This window comes from Corynebacterium sp. HMSC034A01 (assembly GCF_001838175.1).
GTDB lineage: Bacteria > Actinomycetota > Actinomycetes > Mycobacteriales > Mycobacteriaceae > Corynebacterium.
Genome location: NZ_KV835927.1, coordinates 76,049 through 102,894 on the forward strand (window position 1 = coordinate 76,049; position 26,846 = coordinate 102,894).

General features: G+C 66.0%; 26 protein-coding genes. 22 read left to right on the top strand and 4 right to left on the bottom strand.

The window, feature by feature from the left end; genetic code table 11:
- Positions 1 to 279: 279 nt before the first annotated feature.
- Positions 280 to 1,425 carry a glycerol dehydrogenase gene (locus HMPREF2791_RS01975; protein ID WP_070844077.1) on the bottom strand — a complete coding sequence of 382 codons (1,146 nt, stop codon included), beginning with the start codon at positions 1,423 to 1,425 and terminating at the stop codon, positions 280 to 282.
- A gap of 29 nt (positions 1,426 to 1,454) precedes the next feature.
- Positions 1,455 to 3,185 (bottom strand): long-chain fatty-acid--CoA ligase, encoded by a 1,731-nt coding sequence (locus HMPREF2791_RS01980; protein ID WP_070844171.1) that lies wholly within the window; start codon positions 3,183 to 3,185, stop codon positions 1,455 to 1,457.
- 240 nt (positions 3,186 to 3,425) lie between these two features.
- Between HMPREF2791_RS01980 and rho the strand changes: the two genes are divergently transcribed.
- From rho to HMPREF2791_RS02075, 19 genes are all read left to right on the top strand, one after another.
- Complete coding sequence (gene rho, locus HMPREF2791_RS01985) at positions 3,426 to 5,189, top strand: transcription termination factor Rho (protein ID WP_256380995.1); 1,764 nt, start codon at positions 3,426 to 3,428, stop codon at positions 5,187 to 5,189.
- On the top strand, positions 5,189 to 6,268 hold the full coding sequence (gene prfA, locus HMPREF2791_RS01990) for a peptide chain release factor 1 (protein WP_070844081.1): 1,080 nt from the start codon (positions 5,189 to 5,191) through the stop codon (positions 6,266 to 6,268). The genes rho and prfA overlap by 1 nt, the downstream gene beginning before the upstream one ends.
- Entirely contained in the window at positions 6,255 to 7,100 is an 846-nt protein-coding gene (gene prmC, locus HMPREF2791_RS01995) for a peptide chain release factor N(5)-glutamine methyltransferase (RefSeq protein WP_070844083.1), read from the top strand. Before prfA ends, prmC begins: the two co-directional genes overlap by 14 nt.
- A 25-nt stretch (positions 7,101 to 7,125) precedes the next feature.
- Complete coding sequence (locus HMPREF2791_RS02000; protein WP_070844085.1) at positions 7,126 to 7,782, top strand: L-threonylcarbamoyladenylate synthase; 657 nt, start codon at positions 7,126 to 7,128, stop codon at positions 7,780 to 7,782.
- 6 nt (positions 7,783 to 7,788) lie between these two features.
- Positions 7,789 to 8,952, top strand: coding sequence for an MraY family glycosyltransferase (locus HMPREF2791_RS02005; RefSeq protein WP_070844087.1), 1,164 nt, complete (start codon positions 7,789 to 7,791; stop codon positions 8,950 to 8,952).
- Between the two features lie 19 nt (positions 8,953 to 8,971).
- On the top strand, positions 8,972 to 9,370 hold the full coding sequence (locus HMPREF2791_RS02010; RefSeq protein WP_070844173.1) for a Cg1360 family ATP-synthase-associated protein: 399 nt from the start codon (positions 8,972 to 8,974) through the stop codon (positions 9,368 to 9,370).
- Positions 9,371 to 9,725: 355 nt separating this feature from the next.
- The gene (gene atpB / locus HMPREF2791_RS02015; protein ID WP_034999809.1) at positions 9,726 to 10,520 is read left to right on the top strand and encodes a F0F1 ATP synthase subunit A; all 795 of its coding nucleotides are present in this window, start codon (positions 9,726 to 9,728) and stop codon (positions 10,518 to 10,520) included.
- A gap of 97 nt (positions 10,521 to 10,617) precedes the next feature.
- Positions 10,618 to 10,863 carry an ATP synthase F0 subunit C gene (locus tag HMPREF2791_RS02020; protein WP_034999811.1) on the top strand — a complete coding sequence of 82 codons (246 nt, stop codon included), beginning with the start codon at positions 10,618 to 10,620 and terminating at the stop codon, positions 10,861 to 10,863.
- A gap of 47 nt (positions 10,864 to 10,910) precedes the next feature.
- Positions 10,911 to 11,483 (top strand): F0F1 ATP synthase subunit B, encoded by a 573-nt coding sequence (locus tag HMPREF2791_RS02025; protein ID WP_070844089.1) that lies wholly within the window; start codon positions 10,911 to 10,913, stop codon positions 11,481 to 11,483.
- Positions 11,484 to 11,488: 5 nt separating this feature from the next.
- On the top strand, positions 11,489 to 12,322 hold the full coding sequence (locus tag HMPREF2791_RS02030) for a F0F1 ATP synthase subunit delta (RefSeq protein ID WP_070844091.1): 834 nt from the start codon (positions 11,489 to 11,491) through the stop codon (positions 12,320 to 12,322).
- Between the two features lie 8 nt (positions 12,323 to 12,330).
- The gene (atpA, locus tag HMPREF2791_RS02035) at positions 12,331 to 13,995 is read left to right on the top strand and encodes a F0F1 ATP synthase subunit alpha (RefSeq protein WP_070844093.1); all 1,665 of its coding nucleotides are present in this window, start codon (positions 12,331 to 12,333) and stop codon (positions 13,993 to 13,995) included.
- Between the two features lie 51 nt (positions 13,996 to 14,046).
- Positions 14,047 to 15,015, top strand: coding sequence for a F0F1 ATP synthase subunit gamma (locus HMPREF2791_RS02040; RefSeq protein ID WP_070844094.1), 969 nt, complete (start codon positions 14,047 to 14,049; stop codon positions 15,013 to 15,015).
- A gap of 3 nt (positions 15,016 to 15,018) precedes the next feature.
- Entirely contained in the window at positions 15,019 to 16,530 is a 1,512-nt protein-coding gene (gene atpD, locus HMPREF2791_RS02045) for a F0F1 ATP synthase subunit beta (RefSeq protein WP_246825308.1), read from the top strand.
- A gap of 11 nt (positions 16,531 to 16,541) precedes the next feature.
- Positions 16,542 to 16,910 (top strand): F0F1 ATP synthase subunit epsilon, encoded by a 369-nt coding sequence (locus HMPREF2791_RS02050; RefSeq protein ID WP_070474849.1) that lies wholly within the window; start codon positions 16,542 to 16,544, stop codon positions 16,908 to 16,910.
- A gap of 140 nt (positions 16,911 to 17,050) precedes the next feature.
- Positions 17,051 to 17,515: a DUF2550 domain-containing protein gene (locus tag HMPREF2791_RS02055; protein WP_070474850.1), complete on the top strand. Its 465-nt coding sequence runs from the start codon at positions 17,051 to 17,053 to the stop codon at positions 17,513 to 17,515.
- Between the two features lie 22 nt (positions 17,516 to 17,537).
- Entirely contained in the window at positions 17,538 to 18,230 is a 693-nt protein-coding gene (gene nucS, locus HMPREF2791_RS02060) for an endonuclease NucS (RefSeq protein ID WP_070844096.1), read from the top strand.
- Positions 18,230 to 18,517, top strand: a complete 288-nt coding sequence (locus HMPREF2791_RS02065; protein WP_070474852.1) for a hypothetical protein — start codon at positions 18,230 to 18,232, stop codon at positions 18,515 to 18,517. The genes nucS and HMPREF2791_RS02065 overlap by 1 nt, the downstream gene beginning before the upstream one ends.
- Positions 18,518 to 18,527: 10 nt before the next feature.
- Positions 18,528 to 18,830 (top strand): MTH1187 family thiamine-binding protein, encoded by a 303-nt coding sequence (locus HMPREF2791_RS02070; RefSeq protein ID WP_070474853.1) that lies wholly within the window; start codon positions 18,528 to 18,530, stop codon positions 18,828 to 18,830.
- A 1-nt stretch (position 18,831) separates the two neighbouring features.
- Complete coding sequence (locus HMPREF2791_RS02075) at positions 18,832 to 19,665, top strand: tetratricopeptide repeat protein (RefSeq protein WP_070844098.1); 834 nt, start codon at positions 18,832 to 18,834, stop codon at positions 19,663 to 19,665.
- Here the strand turns inward: HMPREF2791_RS02075 and glgB are convergent.
- Complete coding sequence (gene glgB, locus HMPREF2791_RS02080; RefSeq protein ID WP_210400146.1) at positions 19,662 to 21,851, bottom strand: 1,4-alpha-glucan branching protein GlgB; 2,190 nt, start codon at positions 21,849 to 21,851, stop codon at positions 19,662 to 19,664. The genes HMPREF2791_RS02075 and glgB overlap by 4 nt on opposite strands.
- A gap of 8 nt (positions 21,852 to 21,859) precedes the next feature.
- The gene (locus HMPREF2791_RS02085; protein ID WP_070844100.1) at positions 21,860 to 23,887 is read right to left on the bottom strand and encodes a maltotransferase domain-containing protein; all 2,028 of its coding nucleotides are present in this window, start codon (positions 23,885 to 23,887) and stop codon (positions 21,860 to 21,862) included.
- 139 nt (positions 23,888 to 24,026) lie between these two features.
- On the opposite strand from HMPREF2791_RS02085, the gene HMPREF2791_RS02090 reads away from it, so the two are divergent.
- The 3 genes from HMPREF2791_RS02090 to HMPREF2791_RS02100 are packed head-to-tail and all read left to right on the top strand — an operon-like array spanning position 24,027 to position 26,844.
- On the top strand, positions 24,027 to 24,821 hold the full coding sequence (locus HMPREF2791_RS02090; protein WP_070844178.1) for an ABC transporter ATP-binding protein: 795 nt from the start codon (positions 24,027 to 24,029) through the stop codon (positions 24,819 to 24,821).
- A gap of 18 nt (positions 24,822 to 24,839) precedes the next feature.
- Entirely contained in the window at positions 24,840 to 25,715 is an 876-nt protein-coding gene (locus HMPREF2791_RS02095) for an NUDIX hydrolase (RefSeq protein WP_141741360.1), read from the top strand.
- Entirely contained in the window at positions 25,705 to 26,844 is a 1,140-nt protein-coding gene (locus tag HMPREF2791_RS02100; RefSeq protein WP_070844180.1) for a THUMP-like domain-containing protein, read from the top strand. The genes HMPREF2791_RS02095 and HMPREF2791_RS02100 overlap by 11 nt, the downstream gene beginning before the upstream one ends.
- Positions 26,845 to 26,846: the final 2 nt, after the last annotated feature.

Consider the following 26,846-nt stretch of genomic DNA (forward strand, 5'->3'; position numbering starts at 1 on the left):
GCGTAAACGCAAGAGTGTTCGATGTAAAGGATTTTTGTGTTCATTTTAGTGGACATCTGGGGGCGGATCCTGCAATTGCGGAACCATCTCAAGTGCACATTTAGGGAAATGTCCGATTGTGTCCGATCGTTCCGCAACTGCAGAATGGAAAATGGAAAACGGGGGTATGTTCGATATGTCCGGTTGTGTCCGAACGTTCTGCAATTGCGGAAACAGGCATAAAAACGGGCATAAAAAGGGGCCGCACGACAGCATCGTGCGGCCCCGGATCGCGCGAGCTTAGTGCTTCGCCTCGTACTTCTTCGGTTCCGGCAGGCCGCGCTCTTCGCGGACGCGGCGGGCGGTGTGCTCGAGGGTGATCAGCGCCTCGACAACCTGGGCCGGCTCGACCGGGAACGGCATGTTGTGGATGGTCTCCTCTTCGGCGGTCGCGGCCTTGGCAACAGCCTCGAGGACGTCGGTGTCCTCGGGGGACAGGCCCACCTCAGTCAGCGTGGTAGGCAGACCGACCTTGGTGGTGAACTCGATGAAGTCTTCGATCTCCTCGGAGTCGGCGCCCTCCATGATCAGCTGGGCGAGGGTGCCGATGTTGACCTTCTCGCCGTGGGAGAGGCCGTGGGTTTGCTCGGCGGCGGACAGGCCGTCGTGGATGGCGTGGGCCGCGGCCAAGCCGCCGGACTCGAAGCCGAGGCCGGACAGCAGGGTGTTCGCCTCCACCACGGCGTCAAGCGCCGGGGTGACTACGCCTGCGCGAACCGCATCGAGGGCGGCGAAGGAGTCCTTGCGCAGAATGTCAGCGCACAGCTCTGCAAGAGCAGCGCCTGCGCGAGTGGGGTGGCCGCCGTTCATGGTGGTGCCGTTGCCCCTTGCGGTCGCGCGTGCCTCCACCCAAGTAGCCATGGCGTCGCCGATGCCAGCGATGAGGAACTGCTCCGGGGCGCCGGCGACCAGCTGGGTGTCAATGAGCACCAAGTCGGGGTTGCGGGGGAAGAAGCGGTATTCGTCGAAGGCGCCGTCCTCGGTGTATATCACCGAAAGCGTGGAAGTCGGAGCGTCGGAAGACGCCGCGGTGGGCACCGAAGCCCAGCGGATGTCCGCCTCGAAGCCGGCGGCCTTCGCGGAGTCGATGGCGGAGCCGCCGCCGAGGCCGACCACCACGTCGTAGTTATTGTCCTTGATCAGCTTGACCGTGTCGTCGACACGCTCGGCGGTTGCGAAACCTCCGAACTTGACGCGGTTGACCGGGAGGCCTTCCTTTTCAAACCCGTCGGTGAGGGACTGTTCGACGAGGCCCCACACCGTGTCGTCGGAAAGCAGCAGCGGGTTCTCGCCGAGCTGCTTCAGGTACTTGCCCAGCTCGTGGATGGCATCTTTGCCCTGCACGTAGCGGGATGGACTGGAGAAAATGCTTGGCTTTGCTGTCATGCCCCTCCATCGTACCGTGACTTTTCGCTTTACGACGTCGCCTTCGGCCGGCTGCCGGGGCCGGGCAAGGCGATGATGTCGAACTCGTCTTTGGCGAGGTGCTTGCGCAGGTCCTTCTTGTCGAACTTGCCCACGGACGTCTTGTCGATGGAGTCCACGAACGTCCAGTATTCGGGCGCCATCCACTTCGGCAGCACGTCGGCGAGCCCGGCGCGCAGGCGGGCGGCGGTCTCCGCGGTGGGGGCGACCTCGGCGGTCAGCTTGGTCACCGCGAGGGGGCGCTCGCCCCACTTGTCGTCGGGAATGCCGATGACGGCGCACTCGATGACTTCCTCGGACTCCATGATCAGGTTCTCCACCTGGGCGGAGTAGATCCACTCGCCGCCGGAGCGGATGACGTCGCGGGCGCGGTCGTAGAGCGTGAGGAATCCGGCGTTGGTCACGGTGCCCACGTCGCCGGTGCGTAGCCAGCCGTCGGCGGAGAAGTGCTCGCGTTCGTCGTCGACATCTTCGCCGCGGAAGCGCGAGGCGATCTCGCCGGGCTCCTGGGTGGGCGAGTGGTAGTAGCTGGCGGCGACCATGTTGCCGCGCACCTGGATCTCGCCCTGGGTGAGGTCGGTGGGCGCCATGACTTGGCCGTCGTTGACCACGCGGTACTGCAGGGTGGGGGCGAAGCGGCCCTGGGAGACGCGGTAGGCCCAGCGGGCCTCACCCGACGCGCCCGACGGCGGCCGCGCCACGGTGCCGACGGTGGAGGTCTCGGTCATGCCCCACACGTGCACCACGTCCACGCCGTAGCGCTCCTCCCAAACCTTGATCAGTGCGGGCGGGGCGGGGGAGCCGCCAACGAAGATCTCCTGCAGGCTCATGCGCTCGGGCGGGTTGTGCAGGTAGTGCACCATCAGCTGGATCCACAGGGTGGGCACGCCGTGCGCCACGCGCGGGTGGGTGCCGGCGATGAGCTTGGCCAGGGTGGGCGCGGACATGTCCGAATCCGGCAGCACCAGCGGAGTGCCGGCCAAAAACGCGGCGAGCGGCACGCCCCAGCTGAGCACGTGGTAGATGGGGATGCAGCACAAAAAGGTCTCGCCGTGGGTCACGGCCAACGAGTCGGTCGCGCGCAGGCCCGTCGCCTCCAGCCACAGGGAGCGGTGCGAGTACGCCACGCCTTTCGGGGCGCCGGTGGTGGCGGTGGAGTACACCAGCGCGGCGGCGGTGTTTTCCGGCAGTTCGGGCCATGGGTAGGACGTCGGCCGGCCGTCGAGAAGCTGCTCGTAGCTGTACACCTGGACTGTATCGGGGAGGTGCGAAGCTGCGTCGTCAAGCGGGGCGATGCCTGTAAACGCCACCGCGCGCACGGTGGGGCAGTCCCGCAAGATTGCGCCGAGCTTCTCCGCCAGGCGCGGGTCCGCGACGATGACTTCGGACTCGGAGTGGTTGACCACGTACGCGATCTGATCCACCATGAGCTGCACATTCAACGGGTTGAACACCGCGCCCTTCGCGGCGACGGCGAACATCACCTCGATGTGCTCCGCGCAGTTGTACAGCAGGGTGGAAACGCGCTGGTCGCCGTCGATGCCCAGGTCGCTGTGCAGCGCGTGCGCAAAAGCCGCGGCGCGCGCGCCAATCTCGGCGAACGTAGTCTCCTCCGCGCCGGATGCGCGCCACGTCGTGCACTTCGTGTTGGCGTGGGCGGTGGTGCCGAACTCCAAAATCCTGGCGACGGAGAACGGCACCTCCTGCATCGTTGAAAGCATGCAGGCCATGTTAGCGCGGGCCTGATTAGCGCAGGGCCTTCTATGCGCTACACTCTTGCGTGGATCGTGCGAATTGCACCCGTCCCGGAACTTTTCCGGTCGAGGGTGCTGGCGGAGCAACCGGGAGGAACGTTTCCCCGGGCCCGCGGGATCCGTAAGACCGCACACGACCGCTACCGGTGTATGCAAACGCGAATATCTGCGCGAATAAGCAGCTGGCTTAGCGACGAAAGGAAACACGTGACCGAAACCGGCACCGCGGCCGACCTCGCCGCAATGAAGATTCCGGAGCTGCGCAAGCTCGCCGCCGAGAAGGGACTCAAGGGGATCTCTGGGCTCCGCAAGGGGGAACTCATCCAGGCCATCGCCACCGGGCAGGTGCCGCGCAAGGCCGCCGCCGCAGAGAAGCCGGTGGAGAAGCCGGAGAAGGCTGAGAAGGCTGCTGAGCCAGCTGAGCAGCAGCAGCCTGGCGACGACGACGAGTCCCGCGGGGCGTCGCGCTCCGCGGCACGCCGCGCCCGCCGCAACCGCGCCCGCTCGCAGCACGACGAGCAGCAGGGCGGCGAAAACCGGGACAACCGGGACGAGCAGGACAACCGCGACGAGCAGGACGGCAACCAGGAGCGCGGCAACAACGACCGTGGCGGCCGCAACAACCACGGCGGCAACAACAACCACGGCGGAAACAACAACGACGACCACCACGGCGGGGGCCGCCGCGGCCGCCGCGGGCGCCGCAACCGTAATCGCAACCGGGACCACAACCACGGCGGTGGCAACCACGGAAACAACGGCAACAACAACGACAACCAGAACTTCAACCCGGAGGACCTGCAGGATGTCGCGGGTATCGCGGACGTGCAGGACAACGGCTCCGCGTTCATCCGCACCACCGGCTACCGCCAGTCCAACGCGGACGTCTACGTGCCGCAGAAGCTGGTGCGCCAGTCGGGCCTGCGCTCCGGCGACGCGGTGACGGCCCAGGTGCGCGCGAACGGCCAGTCCCACTCGCAGGGCAACGGCCGCAACCGCCGCAGCTACAACCAGGTTGTGCGGGTGGATGCCATCAACGGACAGACCACTGAGGCGGCGAAGGCGCGCAAGGAGTTCCACAAGCTCACCCCGCTCTACCCGAACCGCCGTCTGCGTCTGGAAACTGAGCCGAAGATCCTCACCACCCGCGTGATCGACCTGGTCATGCCGATTGGTAAGGGTCAGCGCGCGTTGATCGTCTCCCCGCCGAAGGCCGGTAAGACGACGATTCTGCAGAACATCGCCAACGCGATCGCCACCAACAACCCGGAGTGCTATCTCATGGTGGTGCTGGTGGACGAGCGTCCGGAGGAAGTCACGGACATGCAGCGCAGCGTCAACGGCGAGGTCATTGCCTCCACGTTCGACCGCCCGCCGTCAGAGCACACCGCCGTGGCCGAGCTGGCTATCGAGCGCGCGAAGCGCCTGGTGGAGATGGGCCAGGACGTGGTGGTCCTGCTGGATTCCATTACCCGCCTGGGCCGCGCGTACAACAACTCCTCCCCGGCGTCCGGCCGCATCCTCTCCGGTGGTGTGGACTCCAACGCGCTGTACCCGCCGAAGCGCTTCCTGGGCGCCGCCCGCAACATCGAGGAGGGCGGCTCGCTGACGATCATCGCCACCGCGATGGTGGAGACCGGCTCGGCCGGCGACACGGTGATCTTCGAGGAGTTCAAGGGCACCGGCAACGCCGAGCTCAAGCTGGACCGCAAGATCGCGGAGCGCCGCGTGTTCCCGGCTGTGGACGTCAACCCGTCCGGCACCCGCAAGGACGAGCTGTTGATGAGCCCGGAGGAGGCGCGTGTGATGCACAAGCTGCGCCGCATCCTTTCTGCGCTGGATCCGCAGCAGTCCATTGACATGCTGATCAAGCAGCTGAAGAAGACGAAGACCAACGGCGAGTTCCTCATCGGCGTGGCCAACTCCGCGCCGATGGCGCAGACGGAAAACGATGAGGAGGACTACTCCTAATGGCAGACAAGACGCAGGTTTCGCTTGTCGACGACTACGTTGCCGAATACCAGGGCATCCAGGCCCAAATGGGCGACCCGGAGGTTGCGGGTGACCAGGACCAATTCCGCAAGCTGTCCAAGCGCTACGCGGAGCTGCAGCCGATCATCAACGTCTACAACGACCTGACCCAGGCACAGGAGGACCACGAGGCCGCGGCCGAGATGGCCAACGAGGACAAGGAGTTCGCCGAGGAAGCCAAGCGCCTCGAGGGTGAGATTGTCCGCCTGGAGGAGGAGCTGGCCGACCTGCTCGCTCCGCGCGACGAGCACGACGGCGACGACATCATCATGGAGCTCAAGGCCGGCGCCGGCGGCGAGGAAGCCGCGCTGTTCGCCGGCGACCTGGCGCGCATGTACCAGAAGTACTGCGAAAAGCACGCCCTGACCTGGGAGGTCCTCGACGTCGCAGAGTCCGATCTGGGCGGTGTGAAGGACATGACCGTCGCGGTCAAGTCCAAGAACCCGTCGCGCGACGGCGCCTGGTCCAAGCTGAAGTTCGAGGGCGGCGTGCACCGCGTGCAGCGCGTACCTGTCACCGAGTCCCAGGGCCGCATCCAGACCTCTGCCGCCGGTGTGTACGTCTTCCCGGAAGCCGACGAGATTGAAAGCGTCAACATCGACGACAAGGACATCCGCGTCGACGTGTACCGCTCCTCCGGCAAGGGCGGCCAGGGCGTGAACACGACTGACTCGGCCGTGCGCATCACCCACCTGCCCACCGGCATTGTGGTGACCTGCCAGAACGAGCGCTCCCAGATCCAGAACCGCGCCCGCGCCATGCAGGTGCTGCAGGCCCGCCTGGACCAGCTCGAGCGCGAGAAGCAGGAGGCCGAGGAGGCCGAAGGCCGCGCGTCGCAGGTGCGCACCATGGACCGCTCCGAGCGCATCCGCACCTACAACTGGCCGGAAAACCGCATCTCGGACCACCGCATCAACTACAAGTCCAACAACTTGGACTCGGTGCTGGACGGCAACATGGACGACCTCATCGGCGCGCTGCAGACGCACGAGCGCCAGGAGCGTCTTGAAGCGGAGTAACGTTCGCTCCCACATCGCGAGCGCCGCAAACACGCTGCGCGAGGCGGGCGTCGACTCCCCTGAGGTGGACGCACGCCTGCTCGCCGCGCACGTGCTCGGCGTCGCGCCGCTGCAGCTGATGTTCGCCGACGCTCCGGCGGACTTCGGCGAGCGCTACACCGAGCTCGTCGCCCGCCGCGCCGCGCGCGAGCCGCTGCAGCACATCATTGGCACCGCCCCGTTTTACGGCGTCGACCTCGCCGTCGGCCCCGGCGTGTTCATCCCCAGGCCCGAGACTGAGATCCTCGCCGAGTGGGCGGTGCGAAAGCTTATCGACGCACCTCCGGCCCCCACCGTCGTCGACCTCGGATCCGGCACCGGAGCCTTAGCCATCGCGGTGGCCCGCGCCAGGCCAGACGCGAACGTCTACGCCGTGGAACGCTCGGAGGCGGCGCGCGCCTACCTGCAGCGTAACGTCGAGAAGCTTGCGCCCCAGGTCAACGTGGTGGCGGGGGACATGACCGACCCGGAGCTGCTCGCCGGGATCGGCGCGGACGTGGTGGTGACCAACCCGCCGTATGTGCCGGAGACGCCCGAGCTGCAGGCGGAGGTCTACGCGGACCCGCATGAGGCAGTGTTTTCGGGCGCGGACGGGATGGCGGCGATTCGCGGGCTCGTGCCCGTCGTCAAGCAAATGCTCAAAGATGGGGGCGCGGTGGGCATCGAGCACGACGACACCACCTCCGAGGCTGTGCAGGCTGAGCTGCGCGCCGGCGGTTTCGCGGACGTGCGCGCGCTGGAGGACATGACTGGGCGGGCCCGGTTTGTCACGGCGAGTAAGCTAGCCCGGTAACTGCCCGACGGCCAAGGAGCGAACATTGAGGGAAACGTACGACTGCCTCGACCCGCAGAAGCGCATCGAAGGCGTGCGCGCGGCCGCCGACGCCGTCCGGGCCGGCCGCTGCGTCGTGCTGCCGACGGACACCGTGTACGGCATCGGCTGCGACGCGTTCAACAACGACGCCGTGGAAACGCTGTTGGCCACCAAGCGCCGCGGGCCCGACATGCCGGTGCCGGTGCTGGTGGGCTCCTGGGTGACCATCCAGGGGCTCGTGCGCGAATTCACCGAAACCGCCAAGACGCTGGTCGAGGCGTTTTGGCCGGGTGGGTTGTCCATCGTCGTGCCCGAGGCACCCAGCCTGCCATGGAACCTGGGCGACACGCGCGGCACCGTGCTGCTGCGCATGCCGAACCAGCCGCTGGCGCTCGAGCTTTTGCAGGAGACCGGGCCGATGGCCGTGTCCTCCGCCAACATCTCCGGCAACCCGCCGGCGACCACCGCCACCGAGGCGCGGCAGCAGTTCGGCGACGAGGTGCCCATCTACCTCGACGGGGGCACGGCGGAGATCGGGGAGCCGTCCACAATCATCGACATTTCCGGGCCCGCGCCGCGGATCTTGCGTGAGGGGGCGATTTCCGCCGAACGCATTGGTCAGGTCTTAGGACTTGACCCGGAGAGCTTGCGGAGGAAGTAGCCGCCGATGAACGCCTCCGGTGTTCCGCTGCGTGAGCTGGGACTTGTCCTGCTCGTGGCGGCCGCAGTCACGTACCTGGCCACCGGGCCGGTGCGGTCCATGCTCGTGCGCACGGGCAGGGTGGCGGAGATCCGCCAGCGCGACGTGCACACGCAGCCGACCCCGTCGCTAGGCGGGCTGGCCATGTTCACCGGATTCTTGGCTGCCTACGGGCTCGCGCAGCAGTTGCCGGCGCTGACCCGCGGGTTCGCCCCAGTGACCCCGGAAATGACTGCGGTACTGGTGGGCGGGCTCGCCATCGTGCTCGTCGGCGTGGTGGACGACCTGTACGAGCTGCGCGCGCTGACCAAGCTAATCGGGCAGTTCGCCGCCGCGATCATCATGACCGCGCTGGGCATTATCTTCACCGTGTTCTATCTGCCGTTCGGGGAGGGCACCACGCTCATCCTGGATCAAGCCCAGGGCATGGTCTTGAGCGCGCTGTTTACGGTGCTGCTCATCAACGCAGTGAACTTCGTCGACGGCATCGACGGGCTCGCCGCCGGGCTGGGCATGATCGCGGGCTCTGCGATCCTGATCTACTCGCTGGCGGTGCTCCACGACCAGGGCGGGGCAGTCTCCGCCTACCCGCCGGCGATCATCTGCGCGATCCTGGTGGGGATCTGCGCGGGATTTTTGCCCCACAACTTCGAGCCCGCGCGCATCTTCATGGGCGACTCCGGGGCGATGCTGATCGGGCTGCTGCTCGCGGCGGCGTCCATCTCTGCTTCCGGCAAGATCAACATGTCGCTCTACGGCGCCGCCGACCTAGTGGCGCTGGTCAGCCCGATCATCGTTGTGCTGGCCGCGATCGCGCTGCCAGTGCTGGACCTGGTGTGGGCCGTGATCCGCCGCACCGCGCGCGGGCAGAGCCCGTTTGCCGCGGACGCAGGGCACATCCACCACCGCCTACTTCGGCTCGGGCACACGCACCGCCGCACCGTGCTGGTGCTCTACATGTGGGTCTCCGCCGTCGCCTTCGGTGCAGTGAGCTTTTCCGTGGTGCCGTTCAAAGTCGCGGCGTCGTTAAGCGTGGCGGCGCTGCTGGTTGCGTTTTTGCTCACGCTGGTGCCCTTGGCCAAGGGAAAGATCGGCCCGGCGGGTAGGATGACGCAGCGTGAAACCGCTTGAAGTCAACGACGCTAACGCCATGACCGACCACCGCAAGCCTCTCGTGCGCGCGCTGAAGGTGGCCAGCTGGGCGCTCGTGGTGCTCACTGTGGTCGCGCTGATGGGGTGGGGCGCCGCCCGCGACCTGCCCGGCATCTGGGCCGCGCTGATGGGCGTCGCAGTGGGCGGAAGCTTCGTGCTGCTCACCGCCGCAACCGTGCTGGCCACCTCGAACTCCACCCCGAACGCCACGATGGCGATCGTGCTCGGCGGCTGGCTGCTCAAGATGGGTGTGCTGGTGCTGTTTTTCCTGTGGATCCGCGGCTTCGACTTCTACGACCACCAGGCGTTCGGCATCACCACGATGGCGGCGCTAGTTGTCGCCCTGGGTGCCGAAACCTGGGGTCTGATTACCACCCGCACCACCTACCTGGATTAGAGGTACGCGCAAGCTGTGACAGACCTAACAGCAGGGCGGAAAAGCGTCCGAGCTGGGTAGTTGCCCGGTTTCGTGGGTTGGGGTGGTGCGTCGGGGGGACAACTACACAGGTAAAACCTACTTTGCGCGGACGGCCTGTTAGGATTACCGCTGGGTTTGTTCCGAGTCGATATTAACCCTCGTAAGCAGGGGAAACCGGCGCAAGAACGACATCCCCTGCCCCCGCGGAAGCAGATGTGCGACGGAGTCCGCCGCGGAGGCAGTCTTTGTTGAAGACGTCCATCGCACCGCGCGCCGAGCGCATCGGAGCGCGGCCCGAGAACGGGAGAGAACGCTGAGCGTTACAACTTTGGCCATGAAGGGTGAATTCCACGCACCTTCGCTTGGTCCAGAATTTTTCCCGGGGCAGACGTACGGCCAGCTCATTGGCGAAGACTTCGCTAATGGGTGGTTCGCACTCGATCGCATCATGCTCGTCCGCCTGTTCATGGCGGCGATTTTGGTGCTCCTCTTTGTTATTGCCTTCCGGAACCCGAAGCTGGTTCCCAAGGGCTTGCAGAATGTCGCCGAGATCGGTGTCGATTTCGTCCGCGTGAACATCGCGGAGGACACGCTGGGGAAGAAGGACGGCAAGCGGTTCCTGCCGCTGCTGTGCACCATTTTCTTCACCACGCTGTTCATGAATGTCGCAACGATCATTCCGGGCCTGAACATCTCGCCTAACGCACGTATCGGCATGCCGATCGTCATGGCGGTTGCGGCCTACATCGCGATGATCTACGCCGGCGTGAAGCGCTACGGCATCGCATTTTTCAAGCACTCGACCGTGATTCCCGGCCTTCCGCCGCTGCTCCACCTCCTGGTGGTGCCGATCGAGTTCTTCTCGACGTTTATTCTGCGTCCGGTCACCCTGGCTCTTCGTCTTATGGCGAACTTCCTGGCTGGCCACATCATTCTCGTCCTGCTGTACTCCGCCACGAACTTCTTCTTCTGGCAGCTGAACGCATGGACGGCAGTGAGTGGCCTGACCCTCATCGCAGCGCTGCTGTTCACCGCATACGAGTTGATCATCATCTTCCTGCAGGCGTACATCTTCGCTCTGCTGACTGCGGTTTACATCGAGCTGTCGCTGCACGCGGATGCGCACTAACAAAGCGCGACCACACGGCCAACTGAATAACCCCACCATCTGTCACTCGCTCACCCGCACCCCGCGGGAGAGCACCTAGAAAGGGAACGACTTTCACATGAACGACATCATTCTTGCTCAGGCAGCGGAGACCGTGAACCGCTACGAGGGTCTCGGCACCATCGGCTACGGCCTCGCAACCATCGGCCCGGGCATCGGCATCGGCATGCTCGTCGGCAAGACCGTCGAGGGCATGGCTCGCCAGCCGGAGATGGCTGGCCAGCTGCGCACCACCATGTTCCTGGGTATCGCCTTCGTTGAGGCGCTTGCCCTGATCGGCCTCGTCGCCGGCTTCCTGTTCTAAAAAACACGAACGAGTAACCCGTACATTTTTTAGATCAGGAGCAACCAATGACTGACGTCACTGCATTCCTCGCTGCCGCAGAGGCCAGCGAGAAGCTGCCGCTGGAGAAGGAACCTTCCATTCTTCTGCCGGCAGCGTACGACGTGGTTTGGTCTCTTGTCGTTTTCATCATCGTCGGCCTACTTTTTGCGAAGTACGTCATTCCGAAGTTCCAGGAAGTGCTGGCGGAGCGCGAAGACCGAATCAAGGGTGGCATCGAGCGTGCTGAGGTCGCCCAAAAAGAAGCCAAGGCTGCCCTGGAGAAGAACAACGCCGAGCTTGCGGAGGCGCGCCACGAGGCCGCTGAGATCCGTGAAGCCGCCCGCACCCGCGGCAAGGAAATCGAGGCTGAGTCTCGTGCCCGCGCCGAGGAAGAGGCCCGCCGCATCATCGAGTCCGGTGAGAAGCAGCTGCTGGCCTCCCGCGAGCAGGTTGTCGCTGAGCTGCGCAACGAGATGGGCCAGAACTCCATCTCGCTGGCTGAGCGTCTGCTGGGCACCGAGCTGTCGGATTCGACCCGCCGCTCGAACACGATCGACGAGTTCCTGAGTGAGCTCGACCGCGTGTCGACGAGGAAGTAGGCGAGATGAAGGCAGCTAGTCGCGAAGCACAGTCGCACGTTACGGGCAAGCTTGAAGAGCTGATCCGGAACGCCGACAACTCCGTCGCCGTGGCTGCGCAGATCGGTACCGAACTGTTCCTCACCGTGGACCAGCTCGACACCGAGCGCGCACTGCGTATCGCCGTGGCCGACACGTCGCTGGAGTCCTCGCAGCGCGAGGGCATCGTCCGCGACGTTTTCGGCAACAAGGTTGCGGAGCCCACCTTGAGCATCCTCACCGCTGCAGCGCAGCAGGAGTGGTCGACTCCGCGCGAGTTCCGCGCCGGATTGGTCAACCTCGGCCGTCGCGCGCTGGAGCTGGGTGCCAAGGAACAGGGCCAGCTGGAGCAGGTGGAAAACGAGCTGTACCAGCTCTCTACGCTGCTCGAGGGGGAGAAGGAGCTGACTCAGCTGCTCTCCGACCGCACCGCAACCCCGGCGCAGAAGCGCGGACTGTTGGCTAGCGTGATTTACGGCAAGGTGACGATGTTCACCGAGGCACTGGCATTGCAGGTTATCGGCCGCCCCCACCACAACCCCGTCGACGACTTGGCCGAGCTGGCCGCGGGCGTCGCGGAGCTGCGTGGCAAGGCTGTCGCACGCGTGAAGTCCGCTGAGACGCTCAGCGACACCCAGCGCGATGCACTGGCCCGCAAGCTGGAGCAGATTTACGGTCGCGAGATGGCCATCCACTCTGAGGTTGACCCCAGCCTCCTCGGCGGAATGGTTGTCCGTGTGGGCGATGAGGTCATCGACGGTTCGACGCGCGGGAAGATTAACCGCCTGCGCACCGACATGGCGGCCCAGGCGACCAAATAGAAAACAACATGCTGGAAGAAACTACCGAGAGCAGGAAGAACATGGCGGAGCTGACGATCTCCTCCGATGAGATCCGTAGCGCGATAGCGAACTACACCTCGAGCTACTCCGCGGAGGCCTCCCGTGAGGAGGTCGGCGTGGTGACTTCGGCTGCAGATGGTATTGCCCAGGTTTCCGGGCTGCCAGGTTGCATGACGAATGAGCTGCTCGAGTTCCCGAACGGCGTCATTGGCGTCGCACAGAACCTCGAGACCGACTCCATCGGTGTCGTGGTGCTGGGTAATTTTGAGACCCTTTCCGAGGGCGACGAAGTCAAGCGAACGGGCGAGGTTCTCTCGATCCCGGTCGGCGAGAACTTCCTCGGCCGCGTGATCAACCCCCTGGGCCAGCCGATTGACGGCCTGGGCCCCATCGAGTCCAACGAAGAGCGTGCCCTGGAACTCCAGGCCGCAGGCGTGCTCGACCGCCAGCCGGTCGAGGAGCCGCTGCAGACCGGCCTGAAGGCGATCGACGCCATGACGCCGATCGGCCGCGGCCAGCGCCAGCTCATCATTGGCGACCGCAAGACCGGCAAGACCGCAGTCTGCATCGACACCATCCTCAACCAGAAGGAATTCTGGGAGACCGGTGACCCGTCGAAGCAGGTGCGCTGCATCTACGTCGCCGTCGGCCAGAAGGGCTCCACCATTGCTGGTGTGCGCCAGACTCTGGAGGAGGCCGGTGCACTGGAGTACACCACCATCGTGGCAGCTCCGGCGTCCGACTCCGCCGGCTTCAAGTGGTTGGCGCCGTTCTCCGGTGCCGCCCTGGGCCAGCACTGGATGTACCAGGGCAAGCACGTCCTGGTGATCTACGATGACCTGACCAAGCAGGCCGAGGCATACCGTGCCATCTCCCTGCTGCTGCGCCGCCCGCCGGGCCGCGAGGCATACCCGGGCGATGTGTTCTACCTGCACTCCCGTCTGCTGGAGCGTGCCGCCAAGCTCAACGATGAGCTCGGCGCTGGCTCCCTGACCGCGCTGCCGATCATCGAGACGAAGGCGAACGACGTGGGCGCCTTCATTCCGACCAACGTCATCTCGATTACCGACGGCCAGGTCTTTCTGCAGTCCGACCTCTTCAACCAGGGCGTGCGCCCGGCTATCGACGTGGGTATCTCCGTGTCCCGTGTTGGTGGTGCCGCGCAGACCAAGGGCATGAAGAAGGTTGCCGGTAACCTCCGTCTGGACCTCGCCGCATACCGCGACCTGGAGGCTTTCGCGGCCTTCGCGTCCGACCTCGACGCCGCTTCCAAGAAGCAGCTCGAGCGCGGCCAGCGTCTGGTGGAGCTGCTGAAGCAGTCCGAGAACTCTCCGCAGGCAGTCGAGTACCAGATCGTGTCGATCTGGTCCGCGAACGAGGGCGTTTTCGACGTCGTTCCCGTCGAGGACGTTCGCCGCTACGAGGCAGAGCTGCACGAGGCCATCCGCGCCAACGCTCCGCAGGTCTACGACCAGATTGCGGGCGGCAAGCAGCTTGACGACGACTCCCAGGCCGCGATCCTGCGCGTCAACGAGGACCTGGCCCGCAACTTCCAGGCTTCCTCCGGCGAGCGCATCGTCCGCGAGGCCGAGGCGGAGCCGCTCGACTCCAAGCACGTGGCCAAGAACCAGCTCAACGTCAGCCGCTCCTAGTGCGCGTGAAACGCGACTAGGACTACTACATAAAGGAAGGGAGGAAACACCATGGCAACGCTTCGCGAATTGCGCGACCGTATCAGGTCCGTCAACTCAACGAAGAAGATCACGAAGGCCCAGGAGCTGATCGCCACCGCGCAGATCACCAAGGCCCAGCAGCGCGTCGAGGCGGCTAAGCCGTACGCCGACGAGCTGAAAGACGTCATGGAACGCCTCGCGTCCGCGAGCTCCCTGGCCCACCCCATGCTCCACGAGCGTGAGAACGGCCGGGTCGCGGCAATCCTCGTGGTCACCTCTGACCGCGGTATGGCCGGCGGTTACAACCACAACGTCCTGAAAAAGGCGGCGCAGCTGGAGCGCATGCTCACCGATGCCGGGTACGAGGTAGTCCGCTACGTCACCGGCAACAAGGGTGTCACGCACTTCAGGTTCCGCGACATGGACGTTGAGGGTTCTTGGACCGGGTTCTCGCAGCAGCCGTCGTGGGATGACACCCACGGCGTGCGCCACCAGATCATCGACGGCTACATGGCAGGCTCCGAGTCCTCGGTGCCGCTGCGTGTCGACGGTGCCGAAGCTGGTTCCGTGCGCGGCTTCGACGTCGTGCACGTTGTCTACACCGAGTTCGTCTCCATGCTGTCGCAGGAGGCGCGGGTCACCCAGCTCCTGCCGATTGAGCCGGTGCTGGAGGAGTTCAAGTACGAGCAGCAGGACATGCTGACCACTTCCGGCGATGTCCGCCCGGACATGAACTTCGAGCCCGACGCCGACACGCTGATGGAAGAGCTGCTTCCGGTGTACGTCTCCAGGTTGCTCTACTCGATCTTCCTGGAGTCCGCTGCAGCGGAATCGGCATCGCGCCGTACGGCTATGAAGAACGCGACGGACAACGCTACGGAGCTGGCTAACGACCTGTCCCGTGAAGCTAACCAAGCCCGTCAGGCAAAGATCACCCAGGAAATCACCGAGATTATCGGCGGCGCTGGCGCGCTGTCCGGTAGTGGAGAAAGTGACTAAATCATGACTACTGCTCACTCTTTTGATGAGCGCAACGACGAGCTGGCGGGTGCGGCTTCTGAGACCGACACCGCACCGGCTCAGGTCGAGAACACTCAGAACCCGCGCGGTTCTGAGAACGGCCGCGTCGTTCGCGTCATCGGCGCAGTCGTCGACGTGGAGTTCCCGCGTGGCGAGCTGCCCGCTCTGTACAACGCGCTCGAGGTCGACATCGACCTCGGCGAGATGTCCAAGACCATCGTGCTCGAGGTCGCCCAGTTCCTGGGCGACAACCTCGTGCGCACCATCGCCATGGCGCCGACCGACGGCCTCGTCCGTGGCGCCAAGGTGGCGGACTCCGGCAACCCGATCTCCGTGCCGGTGGGCGACCAGGTGAAGGGCCACGTGTTCAACGCGCTCGGCCAGTGCTTGGACGACCCGTCGGTGGGCGAGACCGGCGAGCGCTGGGGCATCCACCGCGAGCCGCCGGCATTCAAGGACCTCGAAGGTAAGACCGAGATCCTGGAGACCGGTATTAAGGTCATCGACCTGCTCACCCCGTACGTCAAGGGCGGCAAGATCGGCCTGTTCGGTGGCGCTGGTGTGGGCAAGACCGTGCTGATCCAGGAGATGATTACGCGTATCGCGCGCGAGTTCTCCGGTACCTCGGTCTTCGCCGGCGTCGGCGAGCGCACCCGTGAGGGCACCGACCTGTTCCTCGAGATGGAGGACATGGGCGTGCTGCCGGATACCGCGCTTGTCTTCGGCCAGATGGATGAGCCGCCGGGGGTCCGTATGCGCGTGGCCCTGTCCGGCCTGACCATGGCGGAGTACTTCCGCGATGTGCAGAACCAGGACGTGCTGCTGTTCATCGACAACATCTTCCGCTTCACCCAGGCGGGCTCCGAGGTGTCGACCCTGCTGGGCCGCATGCCTTCCGCCGTGGGCTACCAGCCGACCCTGGCCGACGAGATGGGTGTGCTCCAGGAGCGCATTACCTCGACCAAGGGCCGTTCGATTACGTCGCTGCAGGCCGTCTACGTGCCGGCGGACGACTACACCGACCCGGCTCCGGCCACCACCTTCGCCCACCTCGACGCGACCACCGAGCTTTCCCGTTCGATCGCGTCGAAGGGCATCTACCCGGCCGTGGACCCGCTGACCTCCACGTCTCGTATCCTCGAGCCGGGCATCGTCGGCGAGCGTCACTACGCGGTCGCGCAGAAGGTGATCGGTATCCTGCAGAAGAACAAGGAGCTGCAGGACATCATCGCCATCCTCGGTATGGACGAGCTGTCCGAGGAAGACAAGATCACCGTGCAGCGCGCGCGTAAGATCCAGCGCTTCCTGGGCCAGAACTTCTTCGTCGCAAAGAAGTTCACCGGCGACGAGGGCTCCTACGTGCCGCTCGAGGAGACGATCGACGCGTTCGACCGTCTCTGCGAGGGCGAGTTCGACCACTACCCGGAGCAGGCCTTCAACGGCCTTGGCGGTCTGGACGACGTCGAGGCTGCGTACAAGAAGCTGCAGGCGTAGGAGGGTAGAAGATGGCTGAACTTACCGCTCAACTGGTCGCGGTCGACCGCATGCTCTGGAAAGGCCAGGCAAGCATCGTCACCGCCCAGACCACGGAGGGTGAGATCGGCATCCTTCCTGGCCACGAGCCGCTCCTTGGCCAGCTCAAGGACAACGGTGTGGTGACCATCCGCCCGGTGGACGGCGAGCGCATCGTCGCCGCCGTCCAGGGTGGGTTCCTGTCCGTTGTGGGCGACAAGGTGACCATCTTGGCCGACTACGCGATCTTCGCCGACGAGGTTGACACCGCTGACGCGGAGTCCCACCTCCACGACGAGGACCGCGTTGTCAAGGCACGTTCCGAGGCGGAGCTCGCCGCGGTTCGCCGCCAGAGCCAGTAAAAGTCTCTGGCAAGGAAGGCATAGACGCCGACCGCCACGAACGCACCCCTTCCCGGGAAACCGGGAGGGGGTGTTTCGCATTTGTGCGATATGATCACTGGCAAATGTCTATCCAGCGTGGTCGAGGAGGTTGGGCCGGGATGATGGTCGTCGCAAGTGTTGCAGCGCTAGTCCTGGTAGTCCTCGCAGCGGCCGCGGGGTGGCGCTTTGCCATGGTGCGCAACTCCGGCGCGCGAGCGATGATGCGCGAGCTGCCGGCTGAGGGGATCCACGGCTGGCGGCATGGCGTGCTGCGCTACGACGGCGAGCGGCTGCTGTTTTTCAAGCTGCGCTCGCTGACGTTCCACCACGACGTGGAGCTGGATCGCCGCGGGGTGGAGTTCGAGGGGTTCAGGGACGTGACCGAGGGCGAACGCGAGTTCATGCCGGAGATCGGTCACGTCCTCCGCTTTACTGGCCCGCAGGGCGATTTCGAGTTCGCGGCGGACCGCCACACGGAGATGGGGCTGGTGTCGTGGGTGGAGGCGGCACCGGATGTGCGCCAGGAGCGTATCGACGTACGTTCGCTGGCCCAGCGCGCGCAGCGCGATGCAAACCAGCGTTAAGGGCGGCTGTACCCTGACAGGCATGCGTCTAGTCATAGCCCGTTGCTCTGTGGATTACGTCGGCCGCCTGGATGCGCACCTGCCTGAGGCAATGCGTCTGATCTTGGTCAAGGCGGACGGTTCTGTCTCCATCCATGCGGACGCCCGCGCCTACAAGCCCCTGAATTGGATGACGCCGCCGTGCACCACCCGCGTGGAGCAGGTGGTGGACGTGGACGGCGAGGACACCGGCGAAGAGCTGTGGATCGTGGAGAACCCAAAGGGCGAACAGCTGCGCATCACCATTTCTGAGGTGCTGCTGGACGAGACGAAGGTGCTCGGCGAGGACCCCGGCCTAGTCAAGGACGGGGTGGAGTCGCACCTGCAGGAACTTTTGGCGGAGCACATCACCACGCTCGGCGACGGCGTGACCTTGGTGCGCCGCGAGTACCCGACTGCGATCGGGCCGGTGGACATTCTGGCGCGCGACCCGCGAGGAGGCACGTTGGCGGTGGAGGTGAAGCGACGTGGCGGCATCGACGGTGTGGAGCAGCTCAGCCGCTACGTGGAGCTGCTCAACCGCGACGAGTTGCTGCGCCCAGTGCGGGGCGTGTTTGCGGCGCAGGAAATCAAACCGCAGGCACGCACGCTGGCGGGCGACCGCGGCTTCGAGTGCGTGACCCTGGATTACGACGAGCTGCGCGGCATCGAGTCCGCGGAGCTGCGACTGTTCTAATGCCGCGCAGGAACCGCCGGCAGCACCAGGCTCCCCGGTACGTGCTGCCCAAAGACGGCTCCACGTTCATCGGCACCCAAGAGATGGAGGGGCCGAGCTGGACTAACGGGGAGATCTTCAAGGTCCGCCAGATCGGGTCGGCGGCCGCGACGAAGTACTACATCTGCCCGGGCTGCAACCAGAACATCCCGCCCGGGGTGGCACATGTGGTGGCGTGGCCGCGCGACACCGGCCGCCGCGCGGACGACAGGCGGCACTGGCACAAGCACTGCTGGCAGCGGCGCTAGTATTGGCCGCATGATTGCAGCGTTTTCTGTGGCACCGACCATGACCGAAAACTCCAACGCGGAGATGTCCGACATTGTCGCCAAGGCGGTGAAGGTGGTCCGCGAGTCGGGCCTGCCGCACGAGACCACGGCGATGTTCACCACCGTCGAGGGGGAGTGGGACGAGGTCATGGACGTGATCAAGCGGGCGACGCAGGCCGTGGAGGAGGTCTCCCCGCGTGTGTCGCTGGTGGTCAAGGCGGATATCCGCCCCGGCTACGAGAACATGCTGCAGCAGAAAGTCGAATCCCTGAACAAGCACTTGGAGGCGTAACATGACCAACCCGCAGTTCACCGGCGGCGCGATCGATCTGGGCGCGCTCGCGGACCGCAAGGAAGCGGCGCAGTCCGGCTTCGAGCCGTTCATCACGGTCACCGAGGCCAACGTTGAAAAGGACATCTTCGAGCGCTCCATGCAGATCCCCGTGGTGGTGCTCATCGGCACGCCGCGCAGCCCGGATTCGGAGAGCCTGAAGGCGCAGTTTGCAAAGCTTTCGGCGGGCCAGCGGGCCTTCATGGTCGGCTACGTCGACGCGGATTCCACCCCGCAGGTCGCCCAGGCGATGGGCGTGCGTGTGCTGCCCACGGTGGTCGCGCTCGCGGGCGGGCGTCCGGTGGCCAACTTCGAGGGCAACCAACCGGCTGACGAGCTCAAGCAATGGGTGGGTGCCCTGGTGAGCCAGGTGGGCCCGCAGCTGCAGGGGCTTGCCGACGACACCACGCCGGCCGAGGAGGCCGAGGACCCCCGCCTGGACCGCGCGACGGAGGCGCTCAACGCGGGCGACTTCGACGCCGCCACGGCGGTCTACGACGAGATCCTCGCGGACGATCCGAACAACGCCGACATCACACAGGCGAAGGCGACCGTGGCTGTGCTCAAGAGGGTGCAGGGACAGGGCGAACCGGAGGGTGACGTCGAGAAGCTGCTGTGGCTCGCGGACAAGGAGTTTGTGGCGGGCGACCCGGAGGCGGCCTTCGACCGTCTGTTGGAGCACGTCAAGGCCGAGCCGCGCGCGAAGGAGCGGCTGCTGGAGCTGCTGACGCTTTTGGAGCCGGGTGATGAGCGCGTGATCGCGGCGCGCACCCGGCTTGCCAGCGCGCTGTTCTAGCGGCGCAGGATGTAGTACTGCGCGCTCATCGCTGGCACGTGCAGTTCGGCGGACTGCTCGAAGCGGTCCCACTCGGTCGGCTCGGTGGAAAGCACCTGCGGCAGGTCGTTGCCGGCGCCGCCGTAGACAGCGTCGTCGGTGTTGACCAAAAGCTCCCACTCGCCGGCCTCGGGAAGTCCCAGGCGGTAGTTGGGCTGGGAGGCGCCGGAGAGGTTCACCACGGCGAGGACCGGGGTGGCGTCCACGCCCCAGCGGATGTAGGCGAGGATGTTGTTCGAGGCGTCGTCGCCCTTGACCCACTGGAAGCCCATCGGAGTGTTGTCCTGCGAGTACAGCGAGGGGGTGTCGCGGTAGACGCGGTTTAAATCGCGCACGAGGCGCTGAATGCCGCGGTGATAGCCGTGGCCCCAATCGTCGGCAATGTTGTCCCAGTTCACGGAGTGCGCCTCGTCCCACTCGGTGGTCTGGCCCCACTCGCAGCCCATGAACAACAGCTGCTTGCCGGGGTGCGAGAACATGTAGCCGTAGAGGGCGCGAAGGCCGGCGGCCTTGTTCCAGTCGTCGCCGGGCATGCGAGTCCACAGCGAGCCCTTCCCGTGGACCACTTCGTCGTGGCTAAAGGGCAGCACGTAGCGCTCGGAGAACGCGTAGACCAGCGAGAACGTGATCTCGTTGTGGTGGTAGGAGCGGTGGATGGGATCCAGGGAGAAGTACTCCAAGGTGTCGTTCATCCAGCCCATGTTCCACTTCAGCGAAAAGCCGAGTCCGTCGGCGTCGGTCTGCGCGGTCACGCCCGGCCAGGCGGTGGATTCCTCGGCGATGGTGAGTACGCCGGGGTGCTCGCGCTGCACGGTGGCGTTCATTTCCTGGAGGAACTGCACCGCCTCCCAGTGCTCGCGGCCGCCGTACTGGTTGGGCAGCCACTCGCCGGGTTCGCGGGAGTAGTCCAGGTAGAGCATGGAGGCCACGGCGTCCACGCGCAGGCCGTCCAAGTGGAACTCCTCGCACCAGTACAGGGCGTTGGCCACCAGGAAGTTGCGCACCTCGCGGCGGCCGAAGTCGAAGACGTAGGTGCCCCAGTCCTTCTGCTCGCCGCGGCGCCAGTCGGGGTGCTCGTAGAGCGCGGAGCCGTCGAAACGCGCGAGCGCGAAGTCGTCTTTGGGGAAGTGGGCGGGCACCCAGTCCACCAGCACGCCGATGCCGTTGGCGTGCAGGGTGTCCACGAGTTTGCGGAACTCGTCCGGGCTGCCCCAGCGCGCGGTCGGGGCGTAGTAGCCGGTGACTTGGTAGCCCCAGGAGCCGCCGAAGGGGTGCTCCGCCACGGGCAGAAACTCCACGTGGGTGAAGCCGTTTTCCACCAGGTAGGGCACGAGCTCCTCGGTCAGCTGGGCGTAGTTGGAGCCCTGCTTCCAGGACCCGATGTGGCACTCGTAGACGCTCATAGCGGAGTTGGTGGCGTCGATGCCGGCGCGCGCGGTCATCCACTCTTCGTCGGTCCACTCGAACTCGCTCGGCGCGGCCACCACGGAGACGGTCTCCGGCGGGGTGAGCGTGCGTTTGGCCAGGGGGTCGGCCTTGTCCACGCGGGTGCCGTCGGCGGTCTGGATGGCGTATTTGTAGGTCGCGCCGTCGCCGATGCCGGGGATGAAAACCTCCCACACACCGGAGGAGCCGAGGGAACGCATGGGGTACTGGTTCGGGTTCCACTCGCAGAAGTCGCCGATGACGGCCACGCCCTGGGCGTTCGGCGCCCACACGGCAAACGAGGTGCCGCGGACCTCGCCGAGCGAGGTCTCGTAGGAGCGCACGTTCGCGCCGAGGACCTCCCAGAGGCGCTCGTGGCGGCCCTCGTTGATCAAGTGCAGGTCCAGCGAGCCCAGGGTGGGCAGGAAGTGGTACGCGTCCGCCACAATGCGCGGTTCGGCACCCGGGTAGGTGACGCGGAAGCGGTAGTCGGGCGCGTGCTCGTCGTCAAGCGAGATTGCCCAGATGTCGTCGCCGATGAGCTCCATGGCGCGGGCGCCGTTGTGGATGAGCAGCTCCACGCGCTCGGCGCCGAGGAAGCGGGTGCGCACGACGGATCCTGCGCCCACGCGGTGCCAGCCGTAGAAATCGTGGGGCGCGTGGTGCTTGCACTCGATGAGGCGCTGGCGGTCGCCTTCGGGGATGAGCAGGTCGGTGTTCATGAGCTTCCTTAGGGACGGTAGTCGTGGTCTGAGATCTGACGGTACGCAAGTGCTTCTCGACGAACCGAAGGCACCTCCGGCAACCGGAAAATATGCGCGACATTCTTCTCGGGGGCGAGGCGGATGAAGTTGCCGGTCTCGGCGGTGGTCCAGGTGTAGCGTTCGCCGGTGATCTGGTCGTGGACTTCGAAGGTTTCGCCGTCGTTGAGGCCGACCGCGGAGGCGTCGACACGCAGCATGCCCTCCTGGGTGGACGAAGGATCCAGGTTGACCACCACAAGCACCGCGTTGCCGGTCTCCGCATCGACCTTGGAGTAGGCGATGATGTTGTCGTTGGCGATGTCGTGGAAGCGGATCTGGCGCAGCTGCTGCAGCGCCGGGTTGTCGCGGCGGATGGTGTTGAGCAGCGTCAGGTACGGCTCGAGCGATTTACCCTGTTCCAGCGCGGCGGCGAAGTCGCGGTGGCGCAGCTGGTACTTCTCGCTGTCGTGGTACTCCTCGCTGCCTGCGGCGACGGGGCGGTCTTCGTAGAGCTCGTAGCCGGAGTAGACGCCCCACAGCGGGCTCATGGTTGCGGCCAGGGTGGCGCGCAGCGCAAACGCCGCCGGGCCGCCCTGCTGCAGCGAGGCGTGCAGGATGTCGGGGGTGTTGACGAAGAGGTTGGGGCGGGAGACGTCGGCGACGTCCACGAGCAGCTGGGCGAAATCGGTCAGCTCCGCCTTCGTGGTCTTCCAGGTGAAGTGGGTGTAGGACTGCGAGAACCCGGCCTTGGACAGCCCGTACATGCGCGGCGGGCGGGTGAACGCCTCCGCCAGGAAGATCACGTCCGGGTCCGTCTCGTGCACCTTCGAAATCAGCCAGTGCCAGAAATCCACCGGCTTGGTGTGGGGGTTGTCCACACGGAAGGTGGTCACGCCCAGATCCACCCAGTACATGAGCACCCGGTAGATCTCGGCGTAGAGCTTCTCCGGGGCGTTGTCGAAGTTCAGCGGGTAGATGTCCTGGTACTTCTTGGGCGGGTTCTCGGCATAAGCAATGGTGCCGTCGGCGAGCACGGTGAAGAACTCCGGGTACTCTGTCGCCCACGGGTGGTCGGGGGCGGCCTGCAGGGCGAAGTCGAGGGCGATTTCCAGGCCCAGCTCGTTGGCGTGGTCCATCATGTCCAGGAACTCGTCCTCGCCGCCTAAGTTCGGGTCGAAGGCGTCGTGGCCGCCGTGCTTGGAGCCGATCGCCCACGGCGAGCCCACGTCGCCGTCCTCCGGGGTCAGCGTGTTGTTGCGGCCCTTGCGGTTGACCTCGCCGATGGGGTGGATCGGCGGGAAGTACACGGTGTCGAAGCCCATGTCGGCCACGCGCTGCAGCTGGTCCGCGGTGGTGGCCCAGGTGCCGTGGACGGGGTTGCCCATCGCGTCCACGCCGCCGGTGGAGCGGGGGAACAGCTCGTACCAGGAGTTCACCAGCGCCTCGCGGCGCTCCACCAGGATGTCGGCCACGGGACCGCGGGTGACCAGCTCGCGCAGCGGGTACTCGGCCAGCACGTCGCGCACCTCACTTGAGACGCAGGGGGCGATGCGGTCGGCGAGCGGCAGCGTGTCGTCGAGAAGCAATGTGCGAGCGTTTTCCAACACCTGTGGCGAGGGGGTCTGGGCGATGGCCGCAGCGAACAGGTCCGCGCCATGGGCGATGTCGTTGGCTAGTTCCCTCTCCGTCTGTCCCGCGGCGAGCTTCTTCTCCACCGCGTTGCGCCACGTGGCCATCACGTCGCTCCACGCGTCCACCCGGTAGCGCCACAGCCCCTTTTCGCGGGGGATGAAGATGCCGTGGACGTAATCCGGGCGGTAGACCTCCTGGTGCATCGGCACCGAGAACTGCTCGCCGGAAGGCGACACCAGCACCAGCGTCGCCGCGATGGCGTCGTGGCCCTCGCGCCACACCAGCGCCGAAACAGGCACCACCTCGCCGACCACCGCCTTCGCGGGCAACGTGCGACCGGAAACCTGGGGGCGCATATCGTCGATGCCAAAGCGAGCAACCATTTTTCAGACCCTCTCAACCTGCCTGCATTCCATCAGCCAGGGTAGCGCGGGCCTCCCACACACGCGGGCCGAAATAGGTAAAGATGGATGCGTGAATGCGAGTGAGGAATTGGTGACAGACCCGGACCTGCTGGTGGACATGCGCGACGTGGAGTTCATCCGCGGCGGCAACACCCTTGTAGGGCCCGTGACATGGCAGGTGGAGCTGGACGAACGGTGGGTGGTCATCGGCCCCAACGGCGCCGGCAAGACCACCCTGATCCGCATGGCCTCGGCCCAGGAGTTCCCGTCCAAGGGCACCGTGTTCATCATCGGCGAGCGCGTCGGGGCCACCGACATGCGCGACCTGCGCGCGGCGATCGGTTTGACGTCCTCTGCGGTAGCCCAGCGCGTGCCGGACAACGAAAAGGTGGGCGACCTGGTGGTCTCCGCGGGCTACGCCATTTTGGGCCGTTGGCGCGAGGACTACGACGAGATGGACTACGAGCAAGCCCTCGAGGTGCTCGAGCAGGTCGGCGCGATCCACCTGATCGACCGCACCTGGGGCACCCTGTCCGACGGCGAGAAGAAGCGTGTGCTGGTCGCGCGGGCGGTGATGACCAACCCGGAGCTTCTGATCCTGGACGAGCCGGCCGCAGGCATGGACCTGGGCGGGCGCGAGGACTTGCTGGCCTACCTGGGCGATCTGGCCATGGACCCGGACGCCCCGGCGATTGTCATGATCACCCACCACCTGGAGGAGATTCCGGCTGGCTTCACCCACGCCATGCTGTTGGACGAGGGAGAGGTGGTCGCCCAGGGGCTCATCGACGACGTGCTGACCTCCGAGAACGTCTCTCGCGCCTACCACCAGCCCATCGAGGTCACGGTGGACGAGGGCCGCTTCACCGCGCGCCGGGCTCGCGCCAAGCGCGGGGGTGCGCACCGGGCGTAAGCCTGGGGGGTTTCGGCCATGCCCACGCAAAGGAATCGCACCCAGGGCGTGCTGACGCACGACGTCGGCGACACCATCGACGTCCACGAGCGCAGCGGGTTTCAAGGTGCCCGCCTGTCCGCGACGGTGATGCTGCTTCGCGACGGTGCGGACGGGCTCGAAGTGTGGATGCAGGAGCGCGTGTTATCCATGCCGAATTACCCCGGCATCACCGTCTTTCCCGGCGGCGGGGTGGATTCGCGCGATTTCCCGCCGCGCGCGTGGGACGACGGCGAGCTGTGGCTCGGCCGCTCCGCCATTTCCTTGGCCCGCCAGCTGGGCGTGACCAAGTACAAGGCGCACGCGCTGCTGTTCGCGGCGGTGCGCGAGCTGTTTGAAGAGACCGGCACGCTGCTCGCGGTGGACGACGACGGCGTGCTGCTGGGCGACGCACGCCCCTTCCACGAGCAACGCCTGAAGTTGGAATCACATGAGCTTTCGCTTACCGACGTGCTCCGCGAGTCCAACCTCAACGTCTGCGCCGACCTGCTGAAACCGCTCGCACGCTGGGTGGGGAAGTCTGAAAGCGGCAACTGGTTCGACACCTTCACCTTCGTCGCCGCCAACCCGGAGGGCCAGGAGCCGGACGCAAACACTGACGAGGCGGACGACGCCAACTGGTTTCCGCCGCAACTGATCTTGGAGGGGTGGCGCCACGGGCTGGTGCGGCTGGCCCCGTCGACGTGGGCGCAGCTGACCGAAGTGGCGCGGTTCAACGACGCGGAGGAAGCGCTGGCCGCCGCGTGGCGCGCGGACTTGTCGCCGGTGGTGGGCGACCCGGTGGACGACCTGCGCTACCACGACTTCTTCTCGTTCACGCCCATAGACAGGATTGGACGCCGCGGTGGGATTTAGCGTTGCAGAAGCCCGCTTTCTGGCGGCGCACGCTGGGGAGATCGCGGACGTTGCGCCGGAGGTGGCGCTGACTAAGCAGTCGGTGTTCGCGGACCGTGCGGTACTCGATGCCCGCTTCGGCGAGTACGCCCGCGCTGTCAGCGTGCTCATCTCCTCCCAGCGCGCCGCAGCGGGGAAGTTCCCGGAGGATTGGCTCACCGATGCCGACGCTGTGCAGCAGGCCACCCCGGCGCGCGTGGCGCGCGTGCGGTCGCAGCGGATCGCGGCGGCAGGGGTGGAGTTTGTCCACGACGTGACCTGCTCGGTGGGCTCGGAGGCGCCGGCCTTTTGTGATGCTGGCGTAACGTGGCTCGGCTCCGACCTGGACGCCGCTCGCCTGGTCATGGCCCGCCACAACCTTGGGCCGGACGCTTGGCTGGCCCGCGCCGACGCGCTCGCGCCGGTGAGCACGGGCGGGGCAGTGGTGGCCGACCCGGCGCGCCGGGCGGGCGGCAAACGGATCACCGACCCGGCGAAGCTCCTGCCGCCGCTGCCGGACCTGCTGGCCGCGCACGCGGGCCGTGAGATGGCGGTCAAGTGCGCGCCGGGCATCGACTACTCCGGCTGGGACGGCCTGGTCAGCGTGGTCTCCGTGGACGGGGGAGTCAAAGAGGCGTGCCTGTACACGCCGGGGTTGGCGGGCGGAGCACGCAGAGAAGCAGTAGTGCTCCGGGACTTCGAGGAGCGCGTCACCGACGCCGAGCCGGACGAGGTGGAGATCACCGAGCCGCGCAGGTGGATCATCGAGCCGGACGGGGCGGTGGTGCGCGCCGGGCTGGTGCGGCAGTGGGCGGCGCGCCACGGGCTGAGCATGCTGGACGAGCACATCGCCTACACCACAGGCGACGCAATCCCGGCCGGCTACAGTGGCTTCGAGTTCATCGAAGCGGTGCCACTGCGCGCGCTGAAGAAGACGCTCGCCGGCCACGGCGCGGGCAGCGCGGAGATCCTCGTGCGCGGGGTGGACGTGGACCCGGACCAGCTGCGTAAGAAGCTGAAGCTGCGCGGGGACAGGCAGATGGGTGTGGTGATCGCGCGCGTGGGCAACGACGCGGTGGCGCATGTGTGCGGCGCTCGCGTGCACGCCTAACC

Coding starts and splice junctions, on each gene's coding strand:
- HMPREF2791_RS01975 (WP_070844077.1), bottom strand. CDS start 1,425: ATGACAGCAAAGCCAAGCATTTTCTCCAGTCCATCCCGCTACGTGCAG.
- HMPREF2791_RS01980 (WP_070844171.1), bottom strand. CDS start 3,185: ATGCTTTCAACGATGCAGGAGGTGCCGTTCTCCGTCGCCAGGATTTTG.
- prfA (WP_070844081.1), top strand. CDS start 5,189: ATGGCAGACAAGACGCAGGTTTCGCTTGTCGACGACTACGTTGCCGAA.
- HMPREF2791_RS02005 (WP_070844087.1), top strand. CDS start 7,789: ATGAACGCCTCCGGTGTTCCGCTGCGTGAGCTGGGACTTGTCCTGCTC.
- HMPREF2791_RS02010 (WP_070844173.1), top strand. CDS start 8,972: ATGACCGACCACCGCAAGCCTCTCGTGCGCGCGCTGAAGGTGGCCAGC.
- atpB (WP_034999809.1), top strand. CDS start 9,726: ATGAAGGGTGAATTCCACGCACCTTCGCTTGGTCCAGAATTTTTCCCG.
- HMPREF2791_RS02020 (WP_034999811.1), top strand. CDS start 10,618: ATGAACGACATCATTCTTGCTCAGGCAGCGGAGACCGTGAACCGCTAC.
- HMPREF2791_RS02025 (WP_070844089.1), top strand. CDS start 10,911: ATGACTGACGTCACTGCATTCCTCGCTGCCGCAGAGGCCAGCGAGAAG.
- HMPREF2791_RS02030 (WP_070844091.1), top strand. CDS start 11,489: ATGAAGGCAGCTAGTCGCGAAGCACAGTCGCACGTTACGGGCAAGCTT.
- atpA (WP_070844093.1), top strand. CDS start 12,331: ATGCTGGAAGAAACTACCGAGAGCAGGAAGAACATGGCGGAGCTGACG.
- HMPREF2791_RS02040 (WP_070844094.1), top strand. CDS start 14,047: ATGGCAACGCTTCGCGAATTGCGCGACCGTATCAGGTCCGTCAACTCA.
- atpD (WP_246825308.1), top strand. CDS start 15,019: ATGACTACTGCTCACTCTTTTGATGAGCGCAACGACGAGCTGGCGGGT.
- HMPREF2791_RS02050 (WP_070474849.1), top strand. CDS start 16,542: ATGGCTGAACTTACCGCTCAACTGGTCGCGGTCGACCGCATGCTCTGG.
- HMPREF2791_RS02055 (WP_070474850.1), top strand. CDS start 17,051: ATGATGGTCGTCGCAAGTGTTGCAGCGCTAGTCCTGGTAGTCCTCGCA.
- nucS (WP_070844096.1), top strand. CDS start 17,538: ATGCGTCTAGTCATAGCCCGTTGCTCTGTGGATTACGTCGGCCGCCTG.
- HMPREF2791_RS02065 (WP_070474852.1), top strand. CDS start 18,230: ATGCCGCGCAGGAACCGCCGGCAGCACCAGGCTCCCCGGTACGTGCTG.
- HMPREF2791_RS02070 (WP_070474853.1), top strand. CDS start 18,528: ATGATTGCAGCGTTTTCTGTGGCACCGACCATGACCGAAAACTCCAAC.
- HMPREF2791_RS02075 (WP_070844098.1), top strand. CDS start 18,832: ATGACCAACCCGCAGTTCACCGGCGGCGCGATCGATCTGGGCGCGCTC.
- glgB (WP_210400146.1), bottom strand. CDS start 21,851: ATGAACACCGACCTGCTCATCCCCGAAGGCGACCGCCAGCGCCTCATC.
- HMPREF2791_RS02085 (WP_070844100.1), bottom strand. CDS start 23,887: ATGGTTGCTCGCTTTGGCATCGACGATATGCGCCCCCAGGTTTCCGGT.
- HMPREF2791_RS02090 (WP_070844178.1), top strand. CDS start 24,027: ATGCGCGACGTGGAGTTCATCCGCGGCGGCAACACCCTTGTAGGGCCC.
- HMPREF2791_RS02095 (WP_141741360.1), top strand. CDS start 24,840: ATGCCCACGCAAAGGAATCGCACCCAGGGCGTGCTGACGCACGACGTC.